Here is a 25,994-nt window from a genome sequence, read left to right as displayed (position 1 = left end):
AATTGGATGATATATATTAATATAATGGTAGCAGGAATCTAACAGCTTGCTAAAAAATCAATCAGTGAGTTATTTTTGTTTTATGGTTGCGGAAATTCTTTTGAAATCATTTCTTAAATTAATGTATCTTTCTTTATGGAGGTGAGGGAGCTTAATACCATCAACTAATTTAAATGTTTCTAAACATTTCTGATTTATTTTTTGATGATCTTTTTCAGAATGTTGTAATACTTGTAATAATGCTTGAATTAAATTTAATGTACTTCCTGTATTTACTGGAGCAAATTTAAGTGCGTTTTCAAAAAACTCTATTGCTAAGCTGAAATTGCCCTTTTTATATTCGCTAATGCCTTTTTTATTATGCTCCTCAAATAAACTTATACTCTCTTGAGATTTTTTTGTTTGATCTGTGAGCATCGCCTCTACAAATGCAGTATTAGAGTTATTATTTTTTAAACTCTGTTGCTGTTCAGATGCAGCTTCAAACTCACCTATTTGCATTAGCGTGAGAATAGACTCTGGATATAAATCAAAAGATAAACTTTCATCATTTTCTTCTAATTTAAGCTGCAGATCAGCTAAACCTTTTTTAGCATTTAAATATTTTCCTTGAACAGCATTGATCCTTGCTTGGCATAACGCTTCGAATGTTGAAAAAGAAATTGTTTCAAATAATTTTTTTTCATTTTTAGCTTGTTGTATTGCTAATTTAGTTTCTTTTATATAATGCTCTTTATCCGGAACATTATCTGTATTTTGTGCAGCTTCGAGTAAAGAGCGAATATAGTTTAATTGGTGCTCAATTGATTGGTGAATTGATTTTTTACTCATCACTAATAATGACTGACATGCATTTACTAAGCTATTATATGCATTATTTTGCCTAGCAATATCTGCAAATAAAAATTGTCGAGTAAATGAGTAAGGGGAAATAGATGAGCTTTTTTTAATGGTTTTTAAGGCCGATTTCTTTTCACCTAACGCCAATAAACACTTTGCTTTTATATCGTGAGCTTCTACACGAAACCTATTTTGCTCTAATACTTCGTTACACAGTTCAAGTGCATCATTATATAGATTTTGTTGGTAAAAAATATCAGCCAAAGATATCAGTGCCCAAGGGACTCGTTTGGTACTAAGTTCATTGACCAGTATTTTTTCTGCTAGGCTGAAATCTTTTTTTTCTTTATGTAGGTTAGATAATAGTTTTAAACAATATTGACGATATCTATTATTTTGTGAAATCACTTTATTTACTTCTTCAATAGCAGAATTTTTGTCATTGTTTGAAAGGGCTATTAGCGCAGGTTTTAATGTCAACTTTCTACTATAAACTTTATCAATTCTTTTTTTTAATAGGCCTTGAGAGAAAGGCTTTATTAAATAATCATCCGGCTCCGCTTCAACAGCCCCTAAAACCATAGGTCGAGTTGTTTCACCTGAAACAATCATATAGATAGCATCAACAACAAGGCAATTTCTGGCCTTGAGTTCTTCTAATAGTTGACGGCCATTTTTCCCTAGACCTAAATTATAATCTATAAATAACAGATCAAATTTTACGGTCATGCATTGTTGTATTGCCGATTCACCAGTATCTGCAAAATGTATATTTCTTGCCCCTAAGCCAAATAGCATGCCTTTAAGTAAAGTTTGAAAAGATCGTTGATCATCTACAATTAAAACTTTTTTATCCTTAAAATTAATAATATCTTTTTTGAGCATATAACTTATTTGTTTAGCCTTTAACTATGATGAATAGTAAACTATTTAGCTTCAAAGTGCGTTAGAAATTTAATTAGAGAACACCTTGTTTATAGATTACCATTTAAAAAAAAGCTACAAACGTAAAACAATTTCAATTAATATCAAAAATTCTGAAGTTACCGTTTTAGCACCCCATTTTGTGGCAAAGTCTTATATTGATGATTTGATCATTAAAAAACATCGATGGATACAAAGCAAAATTGAAGATCAAAAGTTAAATGCGGTTAAAAGTAAAAATAAAAAATCTGCTTTGGTAAATATGTATTTTCAATTATTTGGGAAAAAGATTACGATAGAATGTGCTAGAACTAAAGTGTCGAGCATACAGTTTGATGGTAGAACCTTATTCTTAACGGCGGCATCTCGCGTAAGAAATGTTTCAGAACATTATCAAAAACAGTTAAAGGAGTTTTTGCAAAAGTGTCTACAAGCATACCTAGATATAAGGCTAGCTGAAATTTCCACAGCGATGAATCTTCATTTTAGTCGTTGCCAGATAAAAACATATAAAAGAAGGTGGGGTTCTTGTAATTCAAAAAAAGAATTGAGTTTTAATGTTTTATTAGCTGGTGCACCAAAGTGGGTGATTGATTATGTAATAGTACATGAAATCGCGCATCTTAAATATTTAAACCACAGTCAGAATTTTTGGCATTTGGTAAATAGCAATTACTCGTATGTAAAAGATGCTGAAGTTTGGTTGAAAGAAAATGGAATTAGCTTACAAATATAACGATGTAAATTTTAACAATATAAGAGATTAAGATTTTTGATTGATTTTGTTGAATCTTATAATGATATCAATTCTATTAAGTTAATTATCAAATTTAGAATGAGCTCAGGTTTAATGGAGTTAGTATGAATAACTGGTGGAGGGAGGTGGATTCGAACCACCGAAGGCTGAGCCGTCAGATTTACAATCTGATCCCTTTGGCCACTCGGGAACCCCTCCGCAGTATGTTTATATAATAATTATTAATTTCTTGTATTCACACTCTAATCAGCCTAAGAAAAACTGGTGGAGGGAGGTGGATTCGAACCACCGAAGGCTGAGCCGTCAGATTTACAATCTGATCCCTTTGGCCACTCGGGAACCCCTCCGCAGTATGTTTATATAATAATTATTAATTTCTTGTATTCACACTCTAATCAGCCTAAGAAAAACTGGTGGAGGGAGGTGGATTCGAACCACCGAAGGCTGAGCCGTCAGATTTACAATCTGATCCCTTTGGCCACTCGGGAACCCCTCCGCAGTATGTTTATATAATAATTATTAATTTCTTGTATTCACACTCTAATCAGCCTAAGAAAAAGTGGTGGAGGGAGGTGGATTCGAACCACCGAAGGCTGAGCCGTCAGATTTACAATCTGATCCCTTTGGCCACTCGGGAACCCCTCCAGAACACGGAGCGGATATTAACAAAAATAATTTATCTGTAAAGCTATTTTTTTAAAATAATGTTTTTTTGCTTGTTTAATATTCGTTTAGGGTGAATTTTAGTCTGAAAGAGACTATGAAAGATAAAGTTGTAAATATAATTCAAGAAGTTGATGTTTAGGTCGATACAGTCTTCATCTATGTTAAACCGAGCTATTAAATGCAACTTGAAGGTATTTTGATAAATGAAATGCAGCTAGGCAATCAATTGTCTCTTTGTGTTGCGCAAAATCGTCGAAATGATTTTTCAATACTTTTGTCTATGTTGTCAAAAGATGCCTTAGATTTTTCACAGTTTCATCTTCCACAAAGTGAAGAAAAAAACTTGGATAATAAAGATACAAATCTTAGATTATCCTTAGGTGCTGGTGTAGCGCAAAAATTAGCACCTGAAGAGTTCAATATGTTAATCGGAGAGAGTAATGCTAAAATTATTCAAAAGCACGGTTTAGAGCAGTTCAGGCTTATTAATTGTTTATCGCCAGAGCCTTTAGCTATAAGAGATGATTTAACTCATATACATAGTCAAATAATTGATAATTGTGAATTGTCAGTAAGAAAAAGAATCCAACCTAACGATATACAGCTAAGTCAAAACCAAATGAATGCTGTAGACTTTTATAATCAGTTACAAGAACCTCAACTTCATGAACCTTTAACTTTACTTCAAGCATAAAAATCACACCTGAAGCTTAGTTTATACACTATACCCAAGCGACTTCAAGGTATGAATTTCAGGACTACTGAGCAACTCATCATCTAGGTACATCTTTTTATTAATGGTTGCTCCCTTAAAAATAAGATGGACCGGCAATATGCTTCTGAATTGCTCTAGTACCTATATTTATACAGGCAACAACGAGCATGATTTGCTCATAAGTCCCCTATGGATTGGTTTAGAAGCGCTTCAGCTGCGTTGTTGATCTTGACAAAGGGAATAACAATTCTTTGCAATCAATGTATTGCCTAAAGTGTTTCTAATTCCAACTGAATTCTGCATCTTGAAGCTGTTTGGGTATATAACTAACCCATTATTTATAATGACACTTTTTAAACTTTTTATTACTGCCACATGGGCAAACATCATTTCTATTTAGCTTAACTTCAGGTGTTTCCTTTATATCACCATCTAAATAAAACCAAGCACCATCTACTTTTATGAATTCAGACTTTTCATATAAAGTGCAGTAAAGGTTTCTAAATAAGTAATGAGCTTTAAATTCAACATATCCAGTTTCTGATTGGTCTTGTGAATCTATCATCTCTAATTTTATAAATTGGCAGCTATTGGCAAATTCAGATATTTCTTTAATAGGATTTTCGGCTTGCTTTTCTTGAGCATAAGTATTGTAAATATACTTTGCATTACCTAGAGTATATGCACTATATCGAGATCGCATTAATGCTTCTGGTGACGGTGCAATTTTTCCACCATTGATATAAGGTTCACAACACACTTCAAAGTTTTGCTCTTGACCACAAATACACATAAATAATTTAATCTACCATTTAAAAATTTTTGTGTTAGTTTAGCAAATTTTTTTTAAATTAACTTTTTAACTTGCGTGCTGATTGTTTATTGTTCGTTTTTGATCATTAAAACAATATAGATTTGTATTTGATGATATTTTTGTTTTAGCTAATAAATCCAGTTGGTATTCAGTGAGCATATTTGTCCAAGTGATCACAGCTGAAAAATTACCATTGTTTAATGCTGAGTTGAGAACGTAATCTAAGTTAGATAGATGTTTTTTCCTGATAACTAACAGTTTTGATTTATCAATTGAGCAAGAGTCTAACAGTGATTTACTTGGTACTTGATCAGGTGCTATTAATAATGTCCATCCGCTTTGACTGTTATACTGATGCAATATTTTCATTAGTTCAAAAGTAGCTGAAATTTCATCTTCAATTTCAATTAAGTTTATTGAAGATTGAGTTTGATTTAAATCGTAGCTTTTTATAGTTCTAATATCAGTTGTTTGCAACATAAGTTATCTCACTGGTTATTTATACAGTAGTTATTGTATACAGTAGTTCATACAGTGATGTGATGCAAGCATTTATTGATAATTTTTTAATCAATTTAAGCATTATATACCCATGCTATATGGAAATGCGCGATTTCAGCGAATCGAGAAGCGTGTCAAATGCGAGGAATAAGATGTGTCGTTAAGTCATTCTCAACAAATATCTTATAACAACGCAGTTGGCCGCTTATCTTCTTGCCTTACGGGAGTTAGGGTAGAAAATGATTACGGCGTTATGATTAATAATCAGGGTATAGACAGCGTTAATGAAATAAAATCTACTATTAGGGTTTTTACTCCAAGTCATACGTACGGTACAATAGTCTTCAATCAAACTATATTACATAATAAAAAGAAATAACTTCATGCTTGAATCCATTTTTAAAATCAAATCCCAAGGCTCTTCGGTTAAACGAGAGTGTGTAGCAGGTTTAACAACCTTCATCACTATGGTTTATATTGTATTTGTAAATCCTGCGATGTTAGCTGAAACTGGAATGGATCAAGGTGCGGCTTTTGTTGCAACTTGCTTGGCAGCTGCAATAGGGTGTTTTATTATGGGATTTTGGGCTAATTATCCTTTAGCTTTGGCACCGGGGATGGGGCTAAATGCATTTTTTACTTATGGTGTTGTGTTAGGTATGGGGTACTCATGGGAGTCAGCTTTAGGTGCCGTGTTTATTTCTGGGTGTATCTTCTTATTATTAAGCTTATTTAAAGTGAGAGAGTGGATTATAAATGCAATACCACTAGTATTAAAACAAGCGATTGCAACAGGAATAGGTGCGTTTTTGGCTTTAATCGCTTTAAAAAATGCAGATATTATTGTTTCAAGCCCTGCGACATTTGTTCAACTAGGAGACTTATCTTCTTCAGGACCTTTATTAGCAGTATTAAGTTTTTTCGTCATTGCTGCTTTATTACATCGAGATATAAAAAGCGGTGTATTATTTAGTATTTTTATTGTGACATTCATTGCTGTAGCGTTTGGTTTAGTTGAATATCAAGGCATTGTTTCTATGCCTCCTTCTTTAACCCCTACATTAATGCAATTAGACATCGCTGCAGCATTTGATATTTCAATGTTGAGTGTGATTTTTGCTTTTTTGTTTGTTGATTTATTTGATACATCAGGCACTTTAGTTGCTGTAACGCAAAAAGCAGGTTTAACCGATGATAAAGGTAATATACCAAGATTAGGTCGAGCTTTAAGTGCTGATAGTACAGCGACTATCGCAGGTTCTATGCTAGGTACTTCAACAACTACATCTTATGTTGAATCAGTTGCTGGCGTTTCTGTCGGTGGTAGAACTGGTTTAACAGCTGTTGTTGTCGGCATTTGCTTTTTATTGATGCTATTTTTTGCGCCTTTGGCGGCTATGGTACCTGCTTATGCAACTGCTGGTGCTATTTTATATGTATCAGTATTGATGTTATCAAATCTTAAATTTGTAAATTGGGATGATATGACAGATGCGATACCTGTATGTGTTGTTTTATTAATGACACCACTTACTTTCTCTATTGCAAATGGTATTGCCCTAGGTTTTATTTCATATACAGCCGTGAAAGTATTATGTGGTAAAAAAGAGCAAGTAAGTATTAGTGTTTGGGTATTAACAATTATGTTTGTTGGTAAGTTTGCATTTTTATAGTTTAATTTAGACGAGGTAGTACACCGCGTTTTTTCTATTGTTTTATTAAATTGATGATGGAATTGTGATAACATTTTATTATCATTATATCGTTTTAATAAAGCCTCATGAGACAAATAATTTCAATATGAAAATTCTTTTTGATGTAAAACACTTATATTATCTACCACAATACATGCCAGTTTATCAGGAATTATTAAAAAAAAACGTAGAGTGTAGATTTATATTTTATAATCAGGAAGATGAAAGCTTACAATACGTTTGTCAAAATGTAGAAAAGCAGGAAAAGTTACCAGTGTATTGGGTGAGTTCTTGGGGAAATGCATTTGAGTATTATCAAAAGGAAAAAGCTGATTGGATTATCTTTGGTAATGCAGTTGATAATATTCATCAATTGCATCGTGTTAGTAAAACGGTGTTAATGCAACATGGAATAGGCCCTAAAAGTTGTTACTATGATGTATCAAAAAATTTAACAACGGTGCGTTTTGTTGAAGGGAAACATAGATTAAACCGTTTATATGATTTATACCCTTCGGGGAACTTTGTTGATACCGGATACGCTAAATTAGATCCAATTTTTTCAAAAACGAATAATGTTAATCAATGCTCTTTAGTAGATTTAGGACTAGATCCAAATAAAAAAACAATTTTATATGCCCCCACTTTTTACCCAAGTTCTTTAGAGTGCTTTAGTAAGAGTTTTCCTAAAGAATTTGAAAACTATAATATTATTGTAAAACCTCACTTTTTTTCTGTTACTAAAAAGAAATACGCTAAACAAAGAACGTTACTTAATTCATGGGATAAGTTTAAAAATGTGTATTTAGCGCCAACATCTTCATATAACTTGCTGCCATTTATGGCTATATCTGATGTAATGATTTCAGATGCTTCTTCTGCCATTTTTGAGTTTTCAGCTTTAAATAAGCCTGTTATTTGGTGTGACTTCTATAAACTTCGCTGGTCTTATAGAGGTTTTTTTAGTTGTCGATTTAAAAAACGCCTCGATTCTGATATTGAATTTTTCCATCAATTATCTGATCGCGTTGCAAGCTATAAAGAACTATACGATGTAGTTGAAGGTGTCATTTTAACGCCAAATAAAAAAATCAAACTAATAGAACAATTAGCAGGGAAAACTGATGGTAATTGTTCTGTTAGAATTGTTGATTATCTCTTCAAAGATTAGCTGAAAGCTTTATCAAAAGCTTCTAATAACAGTTCATTTTTCAGTTCAGGGTGATCTAAAATGGTTATTCTGTCTGGCCTCATTTTTTTTGCAATAGAAACGGCTTCAATAAACTCATTTTTATTAATAGATATTTTATTAGGGTGGTATGGTAAACCACTTACTTTAATGAAGTTTAAAAACTCTGGTTTTAAAGTTTCTTCATTTAAGAGGGCTCTTAAGGAGTTCATATAAATACTTGTTATTGCAACCTGCTCTCCATGAAGACCATTTCCATAATTTAATTTATCAATAGCATGGCTAATTAAGTGTTCGGCGCCACTAGCTGGACGGCTATCTCCAGAAAATCCCATTGAAAGCCCTGAAATTAAAAGGCCTTCTGCCATCAATTTTAAATCTTCTGTATTTGAACATTTAAATTTATTATTTTTTATCAAAGCATTACAGCTTGAAATTGAGAGTAGTTTTGCAAAATCATCTATATGTGTATTGGATGTTTTTGCCGCATAATCCCAATCTAAAATCGCAGATATATTAGAGATCAGATCACCAAGGCCACTCAAATTAAGTCTTTCAGGTGCTGAGGAAATCAAATTTAAATCAATAAATACAAACTCTGCAAGTGCGGCTGCAATACTTTTGGTTTGCCCATTTTCTTTTATCACAGCAACAGGGGAGGTGATGCAATCACTAGAGAGACATGTAGGTAAAACAGCAAAATTGATATCCCTTTTGTTTGCCGCGACTTTACAAACATCAATTACTTTTCCGCCACCAATTGCGAGTAAAATTTCACTTTGATTTGCCGCACATTGTATATCTACCGCAACAGCTTGGTCTGTTGTATTATCTAGTATTTCAGTGTGGTGAACTTTAAATAGCTTAGACAAAGCTGAGCCGATATTAACTGCTATTTCTCTTGATTTACCTGGTCCACTGGCTATGGTAATTGAACCGTTTAGGTCATTATGAAATGCAGTTGTAATATGCTCAATAAGCTCTTTGGGCTCACCTGAAAGTATCTTTAAAACTTTTGGGATGGTTAAAAAGCGATTTTGTGCTGTTCCTGAAAATTTCATTTATCTTTGCTTAATCTCTTTGATTAAATCAGATGTGCTTATGCCTTGTGTATAAGGCACTAATACTATTTCACAATTTTGTTGTTTTAAGTATTTTTCAGAACATCGAATTTGTTTGAGGTAGGAATTAATCTCCCAGTCATCACCATGTACCACTTTAGTTATTTTAAACTCTTCTATATAAGGTTTTATATCAAATTCGTTAGAAATAACTGCTGCATCTACAATATCAAGGGCTTCAATTAATCTTTTTCTATCGCTTTCATTGATATAAGGTTGCCTTTTGTACTCGGTTGTCATTTTATCACCGTTAACTATGATAAAAAGTTTATCACCTAAGGATTTTGATTTTTCTAATAAAGATAAATGGCCTACATGGAATAAATCAAAAACACCTACAACTAATACATTTTCTGACATTAAAAAATTAACCTTAGAATAATTAAATACAGGTGACATTTTATTACACTTGAATCAAAGAATCTCTAATTTATATTGTAAACGGGTTTTAAAATACATACATCGTACCTACTTTAGTTACATTAGGGGAAAGTATGCTTAATTTAAAAATCGGAACACTTTGTTTTCTCGCTAGTATTTCTTTGCTATCTAATGATACCTTTGCTACTGAAACATTTTTAATCAAAAATACTTTACAAGAGAAATGCCTTGATGTGAGTGGATATTCAGGCGGAAAAGGGCAAAATGTACAATTATATCACTGTGATGGATACAGTGATCAACGATGGTATTTCGCGGATCAATTTGGAAATCCAGTATCAATAGATATAGTCGAAAGTAATAGTTCTTTTGGCGCAAATTTCTATAATTTAAGAAATGTAAAATCGAATTTATGCTTAGATATTTCAGGTCATGGTGGTTGGCAAAATGATAATGCTAAAATCTGGACATGTGAATCTAACACAGATCAACTTTGGCGTGCTGAGTGGACCTCATATCACGGTAATATGATTTTAAAAAATGGTAAAAGATTAAATATTTTAGATGTAGCTGGTACTTCAGGTAACTCAGGTAACAATGTTCAGTTATGGGGTTATGATGATAACCCCGATCAATATTGGTATTTCAGTGATATTAAAAATAATTAAGATATTCTGCATATCATTTTAAATAAAAATAATTCAAAGCCTTTCTAATTTTGTACTTACGTACAAGATTTAAAGGCTTTTTCTTTACCCCCTGGCTAATTACTTTATCAACAGCCTCTAATATTCTGATTGAACTATTCCCATCTTGATAAGGGTGAACTTGAGAGACATAATCTTGGATAGATTGTGTTTGAATTGGTGTTAAATTTAATGCCTGCTTCACCATCTTAGTTAAGTTCTCTGGTTTATCAAAATTTAATAAACACGCTTGGGGCTGGCTATTTTTATAGGTAATAACACATTTTCCAATAATAAGAGACTCATCTACAACACTTGATGTATCTGAGATAACAACATCTGCTTCTTGTATTAAAGGCACTATATTATCTGCATCACATATTTCAAAATTATCATGTTTAAACTCTGAATAAAGTTTTATCCATCCTTGCTTCATTTTTGGATGAAATTTCACCTTGATTAGATAATCATTAGTTAATGCTAACTGTTTAATTTCTTCAATTAAATCTAACGCTGATGTAAGGCTAGGTGAAAAAGTTGGTGCATATAATAATACGGGTTTGCTGTTATTCACTTTTTGGTAATTTTTTACATAAGGATCTAACTTAGGCCAGCCAGTTTCAATTACTTCAAAGTGTTTGTGTATTTCTTTTAATTTATCAAAAGGAATTGTAGTCAGTGGACCATGTGTACAATACAAATCATAAAAATCACGGATCACAAAGTGACCTTGTTTTTTATATTCCAAGCCATGAAATACTTGTACTTTAATACCAGGAAAAAAGTCAGGTACGATATTGCCTGGTACAAATACTGCGATTGGATTATAGCTTTTAACTTCTTCTACACTTGTTAAATATTTCTCGTCATTATTTAAGCTATTAATAGATACATTTTTACCATTTAGATACCAAACAACCTCATCTCCACGAGATAAAATTTCAGTCTGAAGAGGTCTTAAAATAGCAAAACTATAAGGTTGCTGTACAAAAAATAGATATCTTTTTATCATGAATTAATTTAAAAGTATAGAAAGGTAAACTTCTAAAAACAGTAACAAAAAAACGATATTGAGGCAATTAAAAAAGGCGAGCAAATAGCTCGCCTGTATGGAAGAAAGTGCTATTTAGCAAATAGCATAAAAACAACTAAAACCGGGCAAGGTGATTTTATTTACTTTATATCGACCTTTGTTGTGTGACAAAGCGTTCAATGGAGTACTTTTAAATGTCTCAGTTATTTCAAGTTCAGCAGTTTGAGCACTTAAGTTAAAGCAACATAGTACTTTTTGTTCATCTGTCTGGCGCCAAAATGCAAGAATAGGTTCTTGAGTTACTAAAAACTCAATTGTTCCAACAACCAATGCAGGGTAGTTTTTACGCCAAGTTAAAAATTCACGATAAGCATTAAGTATTGAGCTTTTATCTGACTCTTGTGAGCTGACACATTGTTCTAAATGATTGTCGTCTAGCGGTAGCCAAGGTTTTTGAATTGAAAACTCGCCATTTAATGTATTTGTCCAAGGCATTGGGGTTCTGCAGCCATCTCTACCTTTAAAGTTTGGCCAAAAAGTTTTGCCATATGGGTCTTGTAAATCTTCAAATTTCACATCTGCTTCACCTAGACCGAGCTCTTCACCTTGATACATGCATACACTACCGCGTAATGACGCGAGCATTGCTGTAAGCATTTTAACTTGCTCAGGGTTAACACCTGATTTATTCCAACGAGATGCAACACGTTGTACATCATGGTTGCTAAATGCCCAACATGGCCAGCCTTCAAGCATTTTTGATTCTAACCCTTGTACTGTTTCACGAATATATTTGGCACTATAATCATCAGTTAATAATTCAAAACTATAACCCATATGTAGTTTGTCCCCATCAGCTGTATATTCAGCCATAGTCGATAAGGAGTCCTCTGAAGATATTTCGCCAAGTGATACTGTGTCAGGATATTTATTTAATAAATTCCGTATTTCTTTTATAAAACCTAAGTTTTCAGGCTGTGTATTATTATAGTAATGGTATTGAAATGCATAAGGGTTATCTTCACTAAAACCACGGCCTTCACGTTTATCTTCAGGTTTAGCTGGATTATCTCTTAGTTGTGCATCATGGAAACAAAAGTTAATCGCATCTAATCTAAAGCCATCAACGCCTTTTTTAAGCCAAAATTCAATGTTATCTAATACGTGCTTACGTACATCTGGATTATGGAAGTTTAAATCAGGCTGCTCTGTTAAAAAATTATGTAAATAGTATTGCTTACGTCTCGGTTCCCATTGCCAAGCAGGGCCGCCGAATATAGAAAGCCAGTTGTTAGGCGCTGTACCGTCTTGTTTTGCATCAGCCCAAACATACCAATCTGCTTTGGTATTTATTAAATCTTTACGGCTTTGTGTAAACCAGGTGTGTTGATCAGATGTATGACTAAGTACTTGATCAATAATTATCTTTATATCGCGCTGATGGGCTTGTGCTATTAAATCGTCAAAATCGGCTATATTGCCAAATAATGGATCTATATCTCTGTAGTCACTAATGTCATAACCAAAGTCTTTCATTGGAGATTTAAAGAATGGTGAAACCCATATAGCATCAACACCTAGGCTTTTTATATAGTCTAAACGGCTAATAATTCCAGGAATATCCCCTATACCATCATTATTAGTATCTTGAAAACTGCGAGGGTAAATTTGATATATAACGGCTCCTTGCCACCAATCTTGCTTAGCCATACTCTTTCTCCAAAACCTCATTAACCACAAGTATATTTACACCTAGTTAATTTATTTTTTATTAAATAATTTGATCTTGTAAAAAGCATACGTGATCCAATTTTTACTGTAAAAACCCTACATACGTATGCATAAAAATTAATTTATAAAATATGAGCCAAAGATATTTTTGAGGGAGTTTTAATAAAGAAAGGTTGTTTTTTAAGTTTATATTGACCAATTTAATTTTCTTGAATTTAAGTAATGCACTTATTTGTAATGGAACTATCCCTACAGTCTATTTTTACTGCTTTTTATTATTTTTTTTAAATTAAAGGATTGGTATTACCAATTGGTTTATTTTTGTATTTTATCGAATTACAAAAATTTAATAAATTGTTGTGATTTTCACCGATAATTTATAATTAATCAAATGTAACTGTTTGCTATATATAATCAGCTGCTAAGTGTTGTTACTGAGATTAAAATGTATAAGAATGCAACTAATATACGCTTAGCCTTTGTTTTTAAGTGATATGCAGCAAAGTTTGTTATTAACTTGTAAATAAAAATGTAACTAAATTTTACTGAATACGTATGCAGTGAGTTGTCTCAGTTGCAATGTGTCCGTTATGATTTTTATGACAACAAATGCAACCCATTTTGGTGCAAGGCTAGTTTGTAATGGCACTTAAATTGGAACTAATAAATGGTTATTCGGGGTAATAAAATGTCAGTATTCAAACCAAGTATATTAACACTCGCTTTATTAAGTGCTGGAGTAGGTTCATTTTCAGTATATGCAGCAGAAGAAACACAAAAAGAAAAAGAAGCAGCTGCTAAAGAAGTTGAAGTAATAGAAGTACGCGGATTTCGCCGTAGTATTGTTGAATCTATTAATACTAAACGTTTTTCATCAAATGTAGTTGAATCTATTTCAGCAGAGGATATCGGTAAATTACCAGATTCATCCATTGCAGAGTCAATTGCGCGTTTACCAGGTTTAGCAGCACAGCGCTTAGATGGTCGTGCAAGCAGGGTTACTATTCGTGGTTTTGGTGAAAATGAAAGTGGCACTACATTTAATGGCCGTGAACAAGTTTCAATTAGTGATAACCGTGGCGTAGAGTTTGATTTATATCCATCTGAAATCATGAGTGGCGTTATTGTTTATAAAACACCAAATGCCACACTGGAAGGTGAAGGTATTGCGGGTGTGATTGATATGCAAACTATCAAACCTTTGTCTCAAGATGGTCAAGTGATTCAAATTAATACCCAATTTGAAAAGACAAGCTTTGATAAATTAAATCCAGATGGTGAAGATTCTGGTTTTAGAGGGACTTTTTCATATTTAGATCAATTCGCTGACGATACAATTGGCGTTGCATTTGCACATTCAAGTATGAGTTCGCCAAATCAAGAGAAACGTTGGAATGCATGGGGATATCCTGAGTTAGGATATAAATCATGTGATGAAACTTCAGGTGAATGTGTACAATATAAAGATTCTTCAGGAAATGATATAGATCCAAATGCTTCAGTCTTGGGTGGTGCAAAACCATTTGTACGTTCATCTGAATTAGAACGTGATTCAACTATGTTAGTAATTGAAGCTACGCCAAATGATCAACTGCATATTACTTTTGATGCATTATATGTTGATTTTTTAGATACTAAAATTTTACGCGGTATCGAAGTGCCATTTGCTTGGGGTCAAGGTTCTTTTCGTGACAATAATGCAATTGTCGACCTAGATTCAAACTTTATAACTAGCGGTACAACTGAAGGTCAGCGTGTTGTTGTACGTAATGATCATGAAGAACGTAAGGCTGAATTAACATCATTTGGTTTTAATACGCAATACGACTTAAATGATAATTGGTCATTAGAGGTTGATGCAAGTTATTCAAATGTTGATCGTAAAATTTGGAGCATGGAAAGTTATTCAGGTACTGGGCGAGGTAATGATCAAGGTATAGCAGATAATATTGGTTATGAGTTTAACTCTGGCAATACAGGCGCAACATTCTCCCATGAACTTGATTATAGTGACTATAACTTAATTCAACTTGGTGGTCCGTTATCTTGGGGTGGTAGTACAGCGCTTAATAATAAGTTAGGTATTAATGGTGATTCGCCATTAAAAGATACAGGTCAAGACGGTTTTATCAATACACCTACGATAGAAGATGAATTAAAAGCATTAAAGTTTGCCGCAACACAAAATATTGAGTCTGATTTTGTATCAAAAATAACTTATGGTGTATCACGTAGGGAGAGAGAGAAGCAAAAAGTGTCTGAAGGCTACTTTATGACATTAAATGCTTTTCCTGGCACTTTAGTGGTACCAGAGCAATATCGAAAAGGCTCAGTATCACTCGACTTTATAGGCATGGGTGACATGATAGCCTATGACTCTAAAGGTCTAATTGATGATGGTTATTATTCGTTACTGGCAGAAAGCTTAACTGATACTAAACATGCAACTTCTTCATGGACAGTTGATGAAAAAATTTCTTCAGCATTTGTACAAGCTGATATTGATACTGAAATAGCTGATATGGCATTAACAGGTGGTGTTGGTTTACGTTATGTACATACTAAACAGTCTTCTACGGGGGCTTACGTTAGTATAGATTCGAGTAAGTTAGTTGCATTAACCCCTAACTATGAGAGTCATAGTTATTCGCACCTTTTACCTAGTCTTAATTTAAATTTGAAGTTAGATGAATCTCAGTCATTACGTTTTGGTATTGCTAAAACTATATCTCGCGCAAAAATGGATGAAATGCATGCTTCAATAAATGCAACTTATAACGCAGAGCAAGTGAATAATGAAGGGTATTATTGGAGTGTAAGTGGTGCAAATACTCAATTAGAGCCAAAAGAAGCAACGGGTATTGATTTATCTTATGAAAACTACTTTGATGATGAAGGTTATTTCTCTGTTGCATTATTCCATAAAGATATTAATCAGTGGATATTTGATGAAACCTTTGAAGTAGATATGACTGGCGTTGCAGATCCGGCAACAGGCATAGTGCCAGAACATTCTAAAGGTAGTGGTAGTCGTAAAGTGAATGGCGGTGGTGGTGACCTTTGGGGTTACGAGCTAGCAGTTACTTTACCGTTAAATTTATTTGCTGACTCTTTAGATGGTTTTGGTTTAATGGCTAGCCATACGGGTATTGAATCTGATATGGAAGACCAAAATGGTGAAGAATACGAATTACCAGGTTTATCAGATACCATTCAAAGCTTGACATTTTACTATGAAAAATCAGGTTTCCAAGCCCGTGCTAGCATGCGTAAACGTAGTGACTTTAAAGGCGATGTATACGGTATCGGTTTTAAATCTCAACAAGTTGATATCTTAGGTGAAACAATTTGGGATGCGCAATTGGGCTATAGTTTTGAAGAATTTGATAATGAAAACCTTCAAGGATTATCAGTATCATTCCAAGTTCAAAATATTACGGAAGAACCGTTTACCACATTAAGTGGTGATAACAAGTTACAAGTACGTGATTACCAAGATTATGGTCGTACTTATTTACTTGGACTAAGCTACAAGTTTTAATAAAAGTTTATAATGAAAAACATAAGCCCTTGAAATTTATTTTTCAGGGGCTTTTTTGTTAGTGCGAGATTGGAGAGGGTAATGCATAACAATAAAATTCAAAAAGTCGTTATTGTAGGTGGCGGTACAGCGGGCTGGATCACTGCGGCTTTAATGGCAAAAACGTTAGGTAAAACAGTTGATATCACACTTGTTGAATCAGATGAAATTGGCACTATAGGCGTTGGCGAAGCGACAATCCCTCCTCTTATTCATTTAAATAATGCCATCGGCTTAGATGAAAAAATATTTATACAAGAAACAAAAGCGACAATAAAACTAGGCATTGAATTTGATAATTGGGGCAAGCTAGGCGATAGCTATATGCATGCATTTGGTGGCATAGGTAAAAATTTTCCTTTTTGTGATTTTCATCACTTTTGGCTAAAAGCCAAACAAGGTGGAAATACTTCAAATTATTGGGACTATTCAGTTAACTATCAGGCAGCCAAAAAAAATAAATTCAAAAAGCTATCTGGTATTGAAGGTACAAATTTACCTGGTGTTGAATATGCCTATCATTTTGATGCAGGTTTATATGCCAAACTACTGAGTACATTTAGCCAAAGTATGGGGGTAAATCGCATTGAAGGTATTGTAAATCAAGTTAACTTAAATGATAACTCTGGTTTTGTTAAAAACATTGTTCTTGAAGCAGGAAGAATAATTGAAGGTGATTTATTTGTAGATTGTACAGGTCTAAAAGCACTTTTAATTGAACAAACTTTAAGTACAGGATTTGAAGATTATTCTCATTGGTTACCTTGTGATCGCGCAATAGTAGTACCGTGCGAGTCAGTTGAGTCGCTAACGCCTTATACGCGTTCAACAGCCCATGAATCGGGTTGGCAATGGCGAATTCCTTTGCAGCATAGAATAGGTAATGGCTTAGTTTATTCAAGTAAATATATGACAGATGAACAAGCTAAAGACAAATTACTTTCTCATTTAGATGGCAAGCCTTTAGCTGAACCAAAAGTTATCCCATTTAAAACTGGAGTACGACGTAAACAATGGAACAAAAATGTTGTTGCGATAGGGTTATCAAATGGTTTTTTTGAGCCATTAGAGTCAACTAATATTCATTTAATTCAAACAGCAGCAATTCGTTTAGTTAAACTCTTTCCACATAGCGGTATTAAATCAATGGAAGTAACGGAATTTAACCGTCAATCTAAAATAGAGTCAAAACAAATGCGAGACTTTATTATTTTGCATTACAAATTAAATCAAAGAGATGATAGTGATTTTTGGCGGGCATGTCAGAGAATGGAAGTACCAGATACATTAACAAAAAAAATGGCTTTATTTGCACAATCAGGTAAAGTTTTTCGTGAACAAGATGAGTTGTTTACTGAGATAGCTTGGCAACAAGTCATGATAGGTCAGAATTTAATACCACAAGATTATCATCCTATAGCCAACTCTTTATCAGATGAACAAATTTTTGATTTAATGAAGAACTTAAAAATATTAATAGATCGAACAGTAGATAATTTAGCTTCACATAAAATATTTTTAGAGGCTTTATAGTCATAATTATTGATAAGTACACAGTAAAATAGAAAAACGGTAATAACAGGAAAGTATTGCTCAGATCATTCAAACTTTGGCCGATATAAAATCATACATTTAAAACTCACTACCACGGATGTGTATTGATATGAAAATTGATAATTATCGGCTCGATATGGCTGTTGAACATTCTCGCCATTCACTTGACTTTGAACAACGACAACTTATTTCGTCAGCAACTCGAAATACTGAAAACCAAGACGGTATACAGCTTGCCGGCTCGATTTCGGTTGTTGATACACAATATACATATACGGCTAGAGAAATCGCAGCTAACAGAAATCGGCAATTATCATCTTCAAATATAACCAGTTTAAACTCTAATTCATATTCGTTACGACATGAAAGTAATATAGAAAGCTTAATCTCAGATTTTGTTGGTCAAAACTTATCAATTACTTCATGGCAAAATAATTCAGAAAATGTAGCCTCTACTTCACAAAACCAATCATTAAGTTTAACTCAAGGTTCTTTACAAAACAAAAGTGAATCAGTAAGTTTTCAAGGAAGCGAAGATTTACAAGCTGGTCAGTTTTTTATGTCATCTCATTTTATTGAATATGAGCTAGAAACAATGCAATTTCAAGCACAAGGAGAGGTGATTTTAGCTGATGGACGAACTATTAATTTTGATTTATCACTGTCAATGGAACGAAGTTACTTTAAACAAGAGCAACTCAGTATTTCAAATACTACAAGCCCATTCGTTTATGATCCCTTAGTACTCGATATCGCGGGAAATGGTCCTGCTTTTAGCCAAGTTAAATTTGATTTTGATATTGATAATGATGGTGACAAAGAGAATTTAGCTTTTATTGGACAAGGTTCAGGATTTTTAGTATTAGATAAAAATCAAGATGGTGATATTAATAATGGTTCTGAAATGTTTGGTGGTGTGTCGGGACAAGGATTTAAGGAATTAGCGGTACATGACGACGACGGTAATATGTGGATTGATGAAAATGATGCCATTTTTGAACAATTACAGATTTGGCATTTAAATGACAATGGTGATAAACAGTTAACGTCTATTAAAGATGCGGGAATCGGAGCCATTTATTTAGGTAGTGCAGATAATAACTTTACTTTAAAAGATAGTCATAATAATGCTTTGGGTACGATCCAAAAGTCTAGCGTTTACTTAAAAGAAAATGGTGAAGTATCAAGCATCAGTCAATTTGATTTGGCAGATCAAAGTAATTTAAATGAAGGGCTAGAAACAAAACTGGATGATGTTGAAGCGGATCAAAAGGTAATTAAGCAACAAGAATCACTCGATGCATTTGTGTCTTGGTTTGGCTCTGAAGATTCATTTGCAGCTCAAAATAATTTAGCTAAATTAAGGAAAAAATTTGGGAGTGAGGATTCTGAAATAGATGTGAGATTTAGCCACTTATCCCAGTTAGTTGATATGCTAAGTGCATTAGAAGAGGATTAAACCAACAAAGTTTGCTCTCGAGTGTTTATTAATTATGGTGTGATTAAATAAAAATAAGATTAATTCACACTGAATACGTATGCAAGGCATGTTAGTCAGCGCAGGTTAAGATTAGTATTTTGATACAGGCAACTAAAGGTTCATAAAGTGACGTATCAAAAAACATTAAAACAATCGAAACTTGTACTGCTGTCATGCTTAGTAATCGGTGTTGGCACATTAACGTCTTGCGAAAGTGCGAGAAAACAAGCTCACCCTCAAGTACTAACCCAAACAAAGCCGGTGATATACCAGGTGTTTACGCGTTTATTTGGTAATAAAAATACAAATAATAAGGTATGGGGAACACTTGAAGAAAATGGTGTAGGTAAATTTAATGATTTCACAGATGTCGCTTTAACAGAAATAAAAGCCCTTGGTGTAAGCCATGTTTGGTATACAGGGGTATTACATCATGGTGTAATTGCTGATTATTCTAAATTTGGTATTAGCCATGACGACCCTGATATCGTTAAAGGACGTGCGGGCTCACCATACGCCATAAAAGATTATTATAATGTTAATCCAGATCTTGCAATAAACCCTAAAAACCGCTTAAACGAATTTGTATCACTGATCAAACGTACTCATCAACATGATATGAAGGTCATTATAGATATAGTACCTAATCATATTGCGCGAAATTATAAGTCATTATCTAACCCTCAAGGAGTGTCTGATTTTGGTGCCAATGATGATACTAGCCTAGAATATGCTAAAAATAATAACTTTTATTATGTTGTTGGAGAAGATTTCAAGGTGCCAGAGTCTTTAAATGATTATCAAACATTAGGTGGTGATAAACATATTTTAGCGGACGGTCAGTTTTTAGAATCACCAGCAAAGTGGACAGGTAATGGTAGTCGTAAAGCACAACCTCATTTTAATGATTGGTATGAGACTGTAAAAGTTAACTATGGTGTTAAACCTGATGGCAGTTATGACTTCCCAAGTCTCCCTAAAGGTTATGAAAAGTTGGGTTATGAAGCTCATTTTGATTTTTGGCAGAATAAAGACTTACCTGATAGCTGGTATAAATTTCGTGATATTACGCTTTATTGGGTAGATAAGGGCGTAGATGGATTTAGATATGATATGGCAGAAATGGTACCTGTTGAGTTTTGGAGTTTTTTAAATTCTTCTATCAAAGTAAAAAATCCAGATGCCTTTATTCTTGCTGAAGTTTATAATCCAAGTTTGTACCGTCCATTTATTCAATTAGGAAAAATGGATTATTTATATGATAAGGTCGATTTTTATGACACGTTGAAAGCTATCATGCAGGGTAAACAAGATGCAAAAACACTTTTCACCTCATTTGAAAAATCTTCAGATATTTCTGAGCACATGTTACATTTTTTAGAAAATCATGATGAACAACGCATTGCTAGCCCCGAATTTGCAGGGGATGGCAATAAAGGTAAACCGGCTATGGTGGTCTCTAGCTTAATAAGTGCTGCACCTAATTTATTATATTTTGGTCAAGAGTTAGGTGAAGATGGCTCTGAAGATGCAGGATTTGGCAAACCGAGTCGCACAAGTATTTTTGATTATATTGGTGTACCTGCTCATCAACGATGGATGAATAAAGGTAAATTTGATGGCGGCTTGTTAACTGAGAAAGAACAAATCTTACGCACTTTTTATAGTCGTTTATTAAACTTATCTCACGATAGTATTTTTGCAGATGGCGCGTTTTCACCACTTGAAATAAAACAAGAAGAAAAGAAATCATCATTATTAGCTTTTACCCGCTTTAATGAAAAACAAAGCTATATCGTGATCAATCAATTTGATACATCAGAAGCTAAACTTGAAGTATCAATATCTAAAAAATTAATAACACAATGGCAACTGAACAATGGGCAATATACTTTAGTAGATGCGTTATCTGGTGATACTAACGCACTTATAGTGAAAAATGGTCAAGGATTAATAAAATTAAATATACCGGCACTCGGGTCTTTAGTTTATAAAGTGAGAAAAAATAATGAATAATAAACCTAAGTTAAGTTTTTGGCAGATATGGAATGTTAGTTTTGGTTTTTTAGGGGTGCAATTTGGTTTTGCATTACAAAATGCAAATGTGAGCCGAATTTTATCAGATTTGGGTGCAGATCTGCATTCACTGTCATTATTTTGGTTAGTAGCGCCTATTATGGGGTTATTGATCCAACCGTTAGTTGGCTCTGCATCGGATCGTACTTGGAATCGATTTGGCCGACGTAACCCTTATATATTAATAGGTGCAATCTCTGCCACTGTTGGCATGTTATTAATGCCTAATGCGCCGTTATTTGTTGCATTTATAACGCCGATGTTATTTGGTGCCATGATGTTAGCCGTAATGGATGCATCATTTAATATTGCTTTTCAGCCATTTCGTGCCTTGGTATCAGATATGGTACCAGACAAGCAAATGAATCAAGGTTATTCAATTCAAGCTTTCCTAATTAATATAGGTGCCGTTGTTGGTTCAATTTTACCTTTTGTACTAACTAATGTTGTGGGCCTGGAAAATACTTCAAAAGCAGGCAGTATTGCGCCTTCTGTTGTGTGGGCATTTTATATCGGTGCTACTGTACTTTTAGGTACTGTGCTTTGGACTGTATTTAGAACAAAAGAATATGCACCTAAAGAATATTATGCATTTAAAGGTATGGATAGTGATGAAGTCGCTAAAGAACAAGCACAAGAGAAAACACTGACTGAAAAACTGAAAGATTTTGTTGGTTTAATGAAATCTATGCCAGTAGTAATGAAACGTTTAGCTGTAGTGCAATTTTTTTCTTGGTTTGCTTTGTTCATTATGTGGGTATATACCATGCCTGCAATTGCGCAACATGTTTGGGGAATAGACGTAAAGTGGTTTGATCCTACTTATATTCAATCTGCTGGAGGTGTACCAGAACATATCGCACAAGCTAAAGGAGCGGCTGGCGATTGGGTAGGTATATTATTTGCCGCATATTCTTTATTTGCGGCTTTTTTCTCAATCGTTTTAGCAAAATTGGCAAATACGTTTGGCCGCAAGTTGGTGTATTCACTTTCATTATTAGCGGGTGGTTTAGGTTATTTAAGTTTTATGCTGATTTCAAACACTGAGCCTACCTTAGTTAATTTATTTATCACTGAAATAACAGTACCTAAAGGGGCTGTTACACTATTTATTCCTATGATAGGAGTGGGGATTGCTTGGGCGGCTATCCTAGCTTTACCTTATGCTATTTTGGCTGGTTCATTACCGCTCCAAAAAACGGGTGTATATATGGGAATATTTAACTTTACTATTGCTGCACCGCAAATTGTTTCGGGTATTTTAGCTGGTTGGATCTTAAGTACTGTTTTTGAAAATCAGGCGATTAATATTATCATGCTTGCTGGTGGCTCTATGGTTTTAGGCGCTGTTTCAGTGATATTTATTAAAGAAACGAATTCTGAGTTTGTCCAAACGAATAATATTGAAGTGACTAATGCTTGACCCACAATAAATTTTAATGTTTTTTTACAAAAGAAAGCTCGCTATTTTAGTGCCTCAATATTAGGGTAACTAAAACAATAAAATAGTGAGCTGTTATTTTGCTATCCGTACAACATTTACAATCTAGTTCCTGGCGCATTTGGGCCTTAATCAAATTTGAATTAATACGTTTATTTTTTACCAAACGGGGCATGTTGGCAGTACTTGCTTTTGCAACAGCTTGGTTTATTATCTTATATTACCCAGTAAATTCGGCTGTGAGTATTGTTTCTTCAGAAGGCTTTAAAGACATGGCCAAACAAATGTTTGGCGTGTTAGGCTTATCTGAATTACTCAATTGGCCAGTTTCGGAGTTATCACTTTATTGGTTAATTGCCATTTATTCATTTCCAATATTTGCTGTGATTGCAACAAGCGACCAAACTTGTGCAGATAGAACGCGTGGCACTTTAAGGTTTATCTCTCTTCGCGCAAGTAGGAATGAAATATTATTTGGTCGATTTTTAGGACAAGTGATGATAATTTCAGTACTTATTTTACTGACCTTGTTTGCAACTACTATAATGGCAATTTGGCGTGATGCGAGTTTATTTATACCTGCTTTAACTAAATCAATTTACTTGTTTAAAGAATTATTTATCGCTGTATTACCTTTTATTGCTTTAATGGCATTTTTTAATAGTTTTGTGAAATCTGCAAAATTAACAGCAGTGATGACACTGTTATTTTTTGGCTTGGGCTCAATATTTGTTGGTATATTAGAGTATAAAATTCCTACGGCGGCTTACCTTAACTATGTGTTTCCTGGAATGCAATTGGATGAAGTTGTTGGTCAGCAAGGACTTGGCTTAAGTCATTATATTATTCCTTTAGTACAAACATCGGCATATTTAGCGTTAGCCAGCATCTTTATGAAAAGGAGTGCATTATGAGTGCTTTACAAAATCAGCCTTTAATTAAAGTCTCTAATATCGATAAACTATTTGGTGCAAAACAGGCATTAAACAATGTGTCTTTTGAAATTAACAAAGGTGCACCTGTGGCTCTTGTTGGACCAAATGGTGCAGGTAAAACCACTTTATTTAGTATTTTATGTGGTTATATTCAGCAAACTTCCGGTGAAGTCTCAATAATGGGACATAAACCTGGTAGTGCAGCTACATTTGGCAATTTAGCCGCTTTACCTCAAGATGCACAGTTAGACCCGCGATTTTCAATCGCACAACAACTTAAGTTTTATGGACAATTACAAGGATTTGATACTAGAAAAAGTAAATATGAAGCACAGCGTACGTTAGATTTAGTTGGTCTAAAAGAGGTTTTAAATGAAAAACCAGAGGCGTTATCTCATGGTATGCGAAAGCGTGTAACCATAGCTCAAGCTTTAATAGGTGAACCAAAAATTGTGATGTTAGATGAAGCTACCGCAGGGTTAGATCCTTTACATGCAAGGGAAGTCAGAGAGCTTGTTGCAAACTTGTCGGGTGAAACGACCTTTATATTAAGCTCTCATGATTTAAGTGAATTAGAGCGCTTATGTGAACAAGTATTGTATTTGGAAAATGGCGTGTTAAGGGAGCATCAAACTTTAACCAATGAAGCTGACTTATCATATATTACTTTAAGAATGGCAAGTGTGATTCCTGATTTTGAACAAAAGTTAAAATCCATCTTACAAGTGACACAAGTTAAAAAAACGCAAGATAAAGAATATTTAATTAGTATAGAACCTGGAAAAAATGACTTACCAATAGATATTCAGATTTTACAATTATGCCATGATAATGATTGGCAATATAAACAAATGATTAATGGAAAAACACTTGAAAACCAACTTTTTAGCTGATTATAACAGCGCATTATCATTGCCTGAAAATCCAGATTATGATTTAGCTTGTGACATGATAGATCATCTAGATTTTGAATTTTGGCACCCTTTAGTAGCGCATTTAGCCAATATCAACAATCTTCAGTTTACTCACTGTGAAAGAGTGGATGAAGGGGCTAATCCAGTTTTTATTTTTACAGCTGAAGAAAAGTATGTTCTAAAACTTGTGCCACCAAACTGGTCTCAACAAGCCATAGCTGAAATTGCTGCTCTAAAGTTATTTGATGATGTCGAACTCGATTTAGCTATACCTAAATTAATGCTTCATGGAAAGTATCATAATTGGGATTATATTTTTATGAGTTTTGTTGAAGGAGAAATATTATCAAATATTCTTACTGAAACAACGCAAGCTGATAAAGTTGAAATTGCTAAACAATTAGGTCAATTTTCTAAAGTATTACACGATCTAGAAGTTCCTGAATTACCAGAGATCACACTTAATTGGCCAGAATTTCTAGAAACACAATTTAAAAATGTGTATGTGAAACGTGAAAGACAAGGATTAATCCAAAGGTTTTTATCGGATTTAAAGCCTTATTTAGATTCTATCAATATTGAATATAAAACAGGAAAGAACTGTTTTATTCATACTGACCTTCACCCTGGGAATCTATTGGTAAAACGTACACAAAACGGCATTGAATTATGCGGCATTATTGATTTTGGTGATGCAGTTGTATGTCCAGAGCCTGTATTTGAATTTACATCACCTGGTTTACTGCTTGCTTTATCTGATAAAACTATTTTTGAAAGTTATTTAAAAGGCTATGGCTATAATTTAGATAATCCACAGGCTTTAGTGGAGCAATGTATGGCATTGTCATTACTGCGTCATACGGGTGAATTGAACTATATTATCAATACAGTACCAAATGTAATACAAACAAGTAATTGGAAAGAAGCTGAATCGAAGCTTTTTCCGCTCAACTTATAAAAGG

Annotated in this window: 20 protein-coding genes and 4 tRNA genes; 13 read left to right on the top strand and 11 right to left on the bottom strand. The window is 33.7% G+C overall.

The features are described 5' to 3' along the window. Window positions 1-69 precede the first annotated feature (69 nt). Window positions 70-1,725: a tetratricopeptide repeat-containing response regulator gene (locus tag CJF42_RS03920; protein WP_095365425.1), complete on the bottom strand. Its 1,656-nt coding sequence runs from the start codon at window positions 1,723-1,725 to the stop codon at window positions 70-72. A gap of 85 nt (window positions 1,726-1,810) precedes the next feature. On the opposite strand from CJF42_RS03920, the gene CJF42_RS03915 reads away from it, so the two are divergent. Then, the gene (locus CJF42_RS03915; protein WP_095365424.1) at window positions 1,811-2,500 is read left to right on the top strand and encodes a M48 family metallopeptidase; all 690 of its coding nucleotides are present in this window, start codon (window positions 1,811-1,813) and stop codon (window positions 2,498-2,500) included. A gap of 134 nt (window positions 2,501-2,634) precedes the next feature. Here the strand turns inward: CJF42_RS03915 and CJF42_RS03910 are convergent. The 4 genes from CJF42_RS03910 to CJF42_RS03895 form a co-directional block, all read right to left on the bottom strand. After that, a tRNA-Tyr gene (locus tag CJF42_RS03910) sits at window positions 2,635-2,719 on the bottom strand. 64 nt (window positions 2,720-2,783) lie between these two features. Continuing rightward, window positions 2,784-2,868: transfer RNA gene (locus CJF42_RS03905), tRNA-Tyr, on the bottom strand. Between the two features lie 64 nt (window positions 2,869-2,932). Then, window positions 2,933-3,017 (bottom strand) — tRNA-Tyr (locus tag CJF42_RS03900). Between the two features lie 64 nt (window positions 3,018-3,081). Further along, window positions 3,082-3,166, bottom strand: a tRNA-Tyr gene (locus CJF42_RS03895). A 199-nt stretch (window positions 3,167-3,365) separates the two neighbouring features. Between CJF42_RS03895 and CJF42_RS03890 the strand changes: the two genes are divergently transcribed. Beyond that, complete coding sequence (locus tag CJF42_RS03890; RefSeq protein ID WP_095365423.1) at window positions 3,366-3,881, top strand: VC2046/SO_2500 family protein; 516 nt, start codon at window positions 3,366-3,368, stop codon at window positions 3,879-3,881. A 355-nt stretch (window positions 3,882-4,236) separates the two neighbouring features. Here the strand turns inward: CJF42_RS03890 and CJF42_RS03885 are convergent, their stop codons facing one another. Both CJF42_RS03885 and CJF42_RS03880 read right to left on the bottom strand, forming a co-directional pair. Beyond that, window positions 4,237-4,695 (bottom strand): YchJ family protein, encoded by a 459-nt coding sequence (locus tag CJF42_RS03885; protein WP_095365422.1) that lies wholly within the window; start codon window positions 4,693-4,695, stop codon window positions 4,237-4,239. Between the two features lie 66 nt (window positions 4,696-4,761). Beyond that, window positions 4,762-5,196, bottom strand: a complete 435-nt coding sequence (locus CJF42_RS03880) for a SulA-like leucine-rich domain-containing protein (protein ID WP_095365421.1) — start codon at window positions 5,194-5,196, stop codon at window positions 4,762-4,764. A gap of 404 nt (window positions 5,197-5,600) precedes the next feature. On the opposite strand from CJF42_RS03880, the gene CJF42_RS03875 reads away from it, so the two are divergent. Together CJF42_RS03875 and CJF42_RS03870 are read left to right on the top strand one after the other, a co-directional pair. Beyond that, window positions 5,601-6,890 (top strand): NCS2 family permease, encoded by a 1,290-nt coding sequence (locus CJF42_RS03875; RefSeq protein WP_095365420.1) that lies wholly within the window; start codon window positions 5,601-5,603, stop codon window positions 6,888-6,890. A 127-nt stretch (window positions 6,891-7,017) separates the two neighbouring features. Beyond that, window positions 7,018-8,082, top strand: a complete 1,065-nt coding sequence (locus CJF42_RS03870; RefSeq protein ID WP_095365419.1) for a CDP-glycerol glycerophosphotransferase family protein — start codon at window positions 7,018-7,020, stop codon at window positions 8,080-8,082. Here the strand turns inward: CJF42_RS03870 and CJF42_RS03865 are convergent. Both CJF42_RS03865 and CJF42_RS03860 read right to left on the bottom strand, forming a co-directional pair. Continuing rightward, complete coding sequence (locus CJF42_RS03865) at window positions 8,079-9,161, bottom strand: iron-containing alcohol dehydrogenase (RefSeq protein ID WP_095365418.1); 1,083 nt, start codon at window positions 9,159-9,161, stop codon at window positions 8,079-8,081. The genes CJF42_RS03870 and CJF42_RS03865 overlap by 4 nt on opposite strands. After that, entirely contained in the window at window positions 9,162-9,581 is a 420-nt protein-coding gene (locus CJF42_RS03860; RefSeq protein WP_095365477.1) for an FAD synthase family protein, read from the bottom strand. It abuts the gene before it with no gap. A gap of 134 nt (window positions 9,582-9,715) precedes the next feature. On the opposite strand from CJF42_RS03860, the gene CJF42_RS03855 reads away from it, so the two are divergent. Further along, complete coding sequence (locus CJF42_RS03855; RefSeq protein ID WP_095365417.1) at window positions 9,716-10,270, top strand: RICIN domain-containing protein; 555 nt, start codon at window positions 9,716-9,718, stop codon at window positions 10,268-10,270. Window positions 10,271-10,283: 13 nt separating this feature from the next. Here the strand turns inward: CJF42_RS03855 and CJF42_RS03850 are convergent, their stop codons facing one another. Beyond that, window positions 10,284-11,300 carry a CDP-glycerol glycerophosphotransferase family protein gene (locus CJF42_RS03850; protein WP_095365416.1) on the bottom strand — a complete coding sequence of 339 codons (1,017 nt, stop codon included), beginning with the start codon at window positions 11,298-11,300 and terminating at the stop codon, window positions 10,284-10,286. Window positions 11,301-11,414: 114 nt separating this feature from the next. Beyond that, entirely contained in the window at window positions 11,415-13,031 is a 1,617-nt protein-coding gene (locus CJF42_RS03845; RefSeq protein ID WP_095365415.1) for an alpha-glucosidase family protein, read from the bottom strand. A 709-nt stretch (window positions 13,032-13,740) separates the two neighbouring features. Between CJF42_RS03845 and CJF42_RS03840 the strand changes: the two genes are divergently transcribed. The 8 genes from CJF42_RS03840 (at window position 13,741) to CJF42_RS03805 (ending at window position 25,990) form a co-directional block, all read left to right on the top strand. Then, window positions 13,741-16,593 (top strand): TonB-dependent receptor, encoded by a 2,853-nt coding sequence (locus tag CJF42_RS03840; RefSeq protein WP_095365476.1) that lies wholly within the window; start codon window positions 13,741-13,743, stop codon window positions 16,591-16,593. Between the two features lie 81 nt (window positions 16,594-16,674). After that, a complete protein-coding gene (locus CJF42_RS03835; RefSeq protein ID WP_095365414.1) occupies window positions 16,675-18,165 on the top strand; it encodes a tryptophan halogenase family protein in 1,491 nt (496 codons plus the stop codon). A 130-nt stretch (window positions 18,166-18,295) separates the two neighbouring features. After that, entirely contained in the window at window positions 18,296-19,645 is a 1,350-nt protein-coding gene (locus CJF42_RS03830) for an SPM autocatalytic domain-containing protein (RefSeq protein ID WP_095365413.1), read from the top strand. Window positions 19,646-19,792: 147 nt separating this feature from the next. After that, on the top strand, window positions 19,793-21,682 hold the full coding sequence (locus CJF42_RS03825; protein ID WP_095365412.1) for an alpha-amylase family protein: 1,890 nt from the start codon (window positions 19,793-19,795) through the stop codon (window positions 21,680-21,682). After that, the gene (locus CJF42_RS03820; protein WP_502694771.1) at window positions 21,675-23,165 is read left to right on the top strand and encodes an MFS transporter; all 1,491 of its coding nucleotides are present in this window, start codon (window positions 21,675-21,677) and stop codon (window positions 23,163-23,165) included. The genes CJF42_RS03825 and CJF42_RS03820 overlap by 8 nt, the downstream gene beginning before the upstream one ends. A 191-nt stretch (window positions 23,166-23,356) precedes the next feature. Further along, entirely contained in the window at window positions 23,357-24,097 is a 741-nt protein-coding gene (locus tag CJF42_RS03815; protein ID WP_095365410.1) for an ABC transporter permease subunit, read from the top strand. Next, window positions 24,094-25,011, top strand: coding sequence for an ABC transporter ATP-binding protein (locus tag CJF42_RS03810; protein WP_095365409.1), 918 nt, complete (start codon window positions 24,094-24,096; stop codon window positions 25,009-25,011). The genes CJF42_RS03815 and CJF42_RS03810 overlap by 4 nt, the downstream gene beginning before the upstream one ends. Further along, window positions 24,989-25,990 carry an aminoglycoside phosphotransferase family protein gene (locus CJF42_RS03805; RefSeq protein WP_170940470.1) on the top strand — a complete coding sequence of 334 codons (1,002 nt, stop codon included), beginning with the start codon at window positions 24,989-24,991 and terminating at the stop codon, window positions 25,988-25,990. Before CJF42_RS03810 ends, CJF42_RS03805 begins: the two co-directional genes overlap by 23 nt. Window positions 25,991-25,994: the final 4 nt, after the last annotated feature.

The sequence above is a fragment of the Pseudoalteromonas sp. NBT06-2 genome (genome assembly GCF_002276045.1).
GTDB lineage: Bacteria > Pseudomonadota > Gammaproteobacteria > Enterobacterales > Alteromonadaceae > Pseudoalteromonas.
This window is presented reverse-complemented; position numbering and strand designations above follow the sequence as displayed.

Coding starts and splice junctions, on each gene's coding strand:
- CJF42_RS03920 (WP_095365425.1), bottom strand. CDS start 1,725: ATGCTCAAAAAAGATATTATTAATTTTAAGGATAAAAAAGTTTTAATT.
- CJF42_RS03890 (WP_095365423.1), top strand. CDS start 3,366: ATGCAACTTGAAGGTATTTTGATAAATGAAATGCAGCTAGGCAATCAA.
- CJF42_RS03885 (WP_095365422.1), bottom strand. CDS start 4,695: ATGTGTATTTGTGGTCAAGAGCAAAACTTTGAAGTGTGTTGTGAACCT.
- CJF42_RS03880 (WP_095365421.1), bottom strand. CDS start 5,196: ATGTTGCAAACAACTGATATTAGAACTATAAAAAGCTACGATTTAAAT.
- CJF42_RS03875 (WP_095365420.1), top strand. CDS start 5,601: ATGCTTGAATCCATTTTTAAAATCAAATCCCAAGGCTCTTCGGTTAAA.
- CJF42_RS03870 (WP_095365419.1), top strand. CDS start 7,018: ATGAAAATTCTTTTTGATGTAAAACACTTATATTATCTACCACAATAC.
- CJF42_RS03865 (WP_095365418.1), bottom strand. CDS start 9,161: ATGAAATTTTCAGGAACAGCACAAAATCGCTTTTTAACCATCCCAAAA.
- CJF42_RS03860 (WP_095365477.1), bottom strand. CDS start 9,581: ATGTCAGAAAATGTATTAGTTGTAGGTGTTTTTGATTTATTCCATGTA.
- CJF42_RS03855 (WP_095365417.1), top strand. CDS start 9,716: ATGCTTAATTTAAAAATCGGAACACTTTGTTTTCTCGCTAGTATTTCT.
- CJF42_RS03850 (WP_095365416.1), bottom strand. CDS start 11,300: ATGATAAAAAGATATCTATTTTTTGTACAGCAACCTTATAGTTTTGCT.
- CJF42_RS03845 (WP_095365415.1), bottom strand. CDS start 13,031: ATGGCTAAGCAAGATTGGTGGCAAGGAGCCGTTATATATCAAATTTAC.
- CJF42_RS03840 (WP_095365476.1), top strand. CDS start 13,741: ATGTCAGTATTCAAACCAAGTATATTAACACTCGCTTTATTAAGTGCT.
- CJF42_RS03835 (WP_095365414.1), top strand. CDS start 16,675: ATGCATAACAATAAAATTCAAAAAGTCGTTATTGTAGGTGGCGGTACA.
- CJF42_RS03830 (WP_095365413.1), top strand. CDS start 18,296: ATGAAAATTGATAATTATCGGCTCGATATGGCTGTTGAACATTCTCGC.
- CJF42_RS03820 (WP_502694771.1), top strand. CDS start 21,675: ATGAATAATAAACCTAAGTTAAGTTTTTGGCAGATATGGAATGTTAGT.
- CJF42_RS03815 (WP_095365410.1), top strand. CDS start 23,357: ATGTTGGCAGTACTTGCTTTTGCAACAGCTTGGTTTATTATCTTATAT.
- CJF42_RS03810 (WP_095365409.1), top strand. CDS start 24,094: ATGAGTGCTTTACAAAATCAGCCTTTAATTAAAGTCTCTAATATCGAT.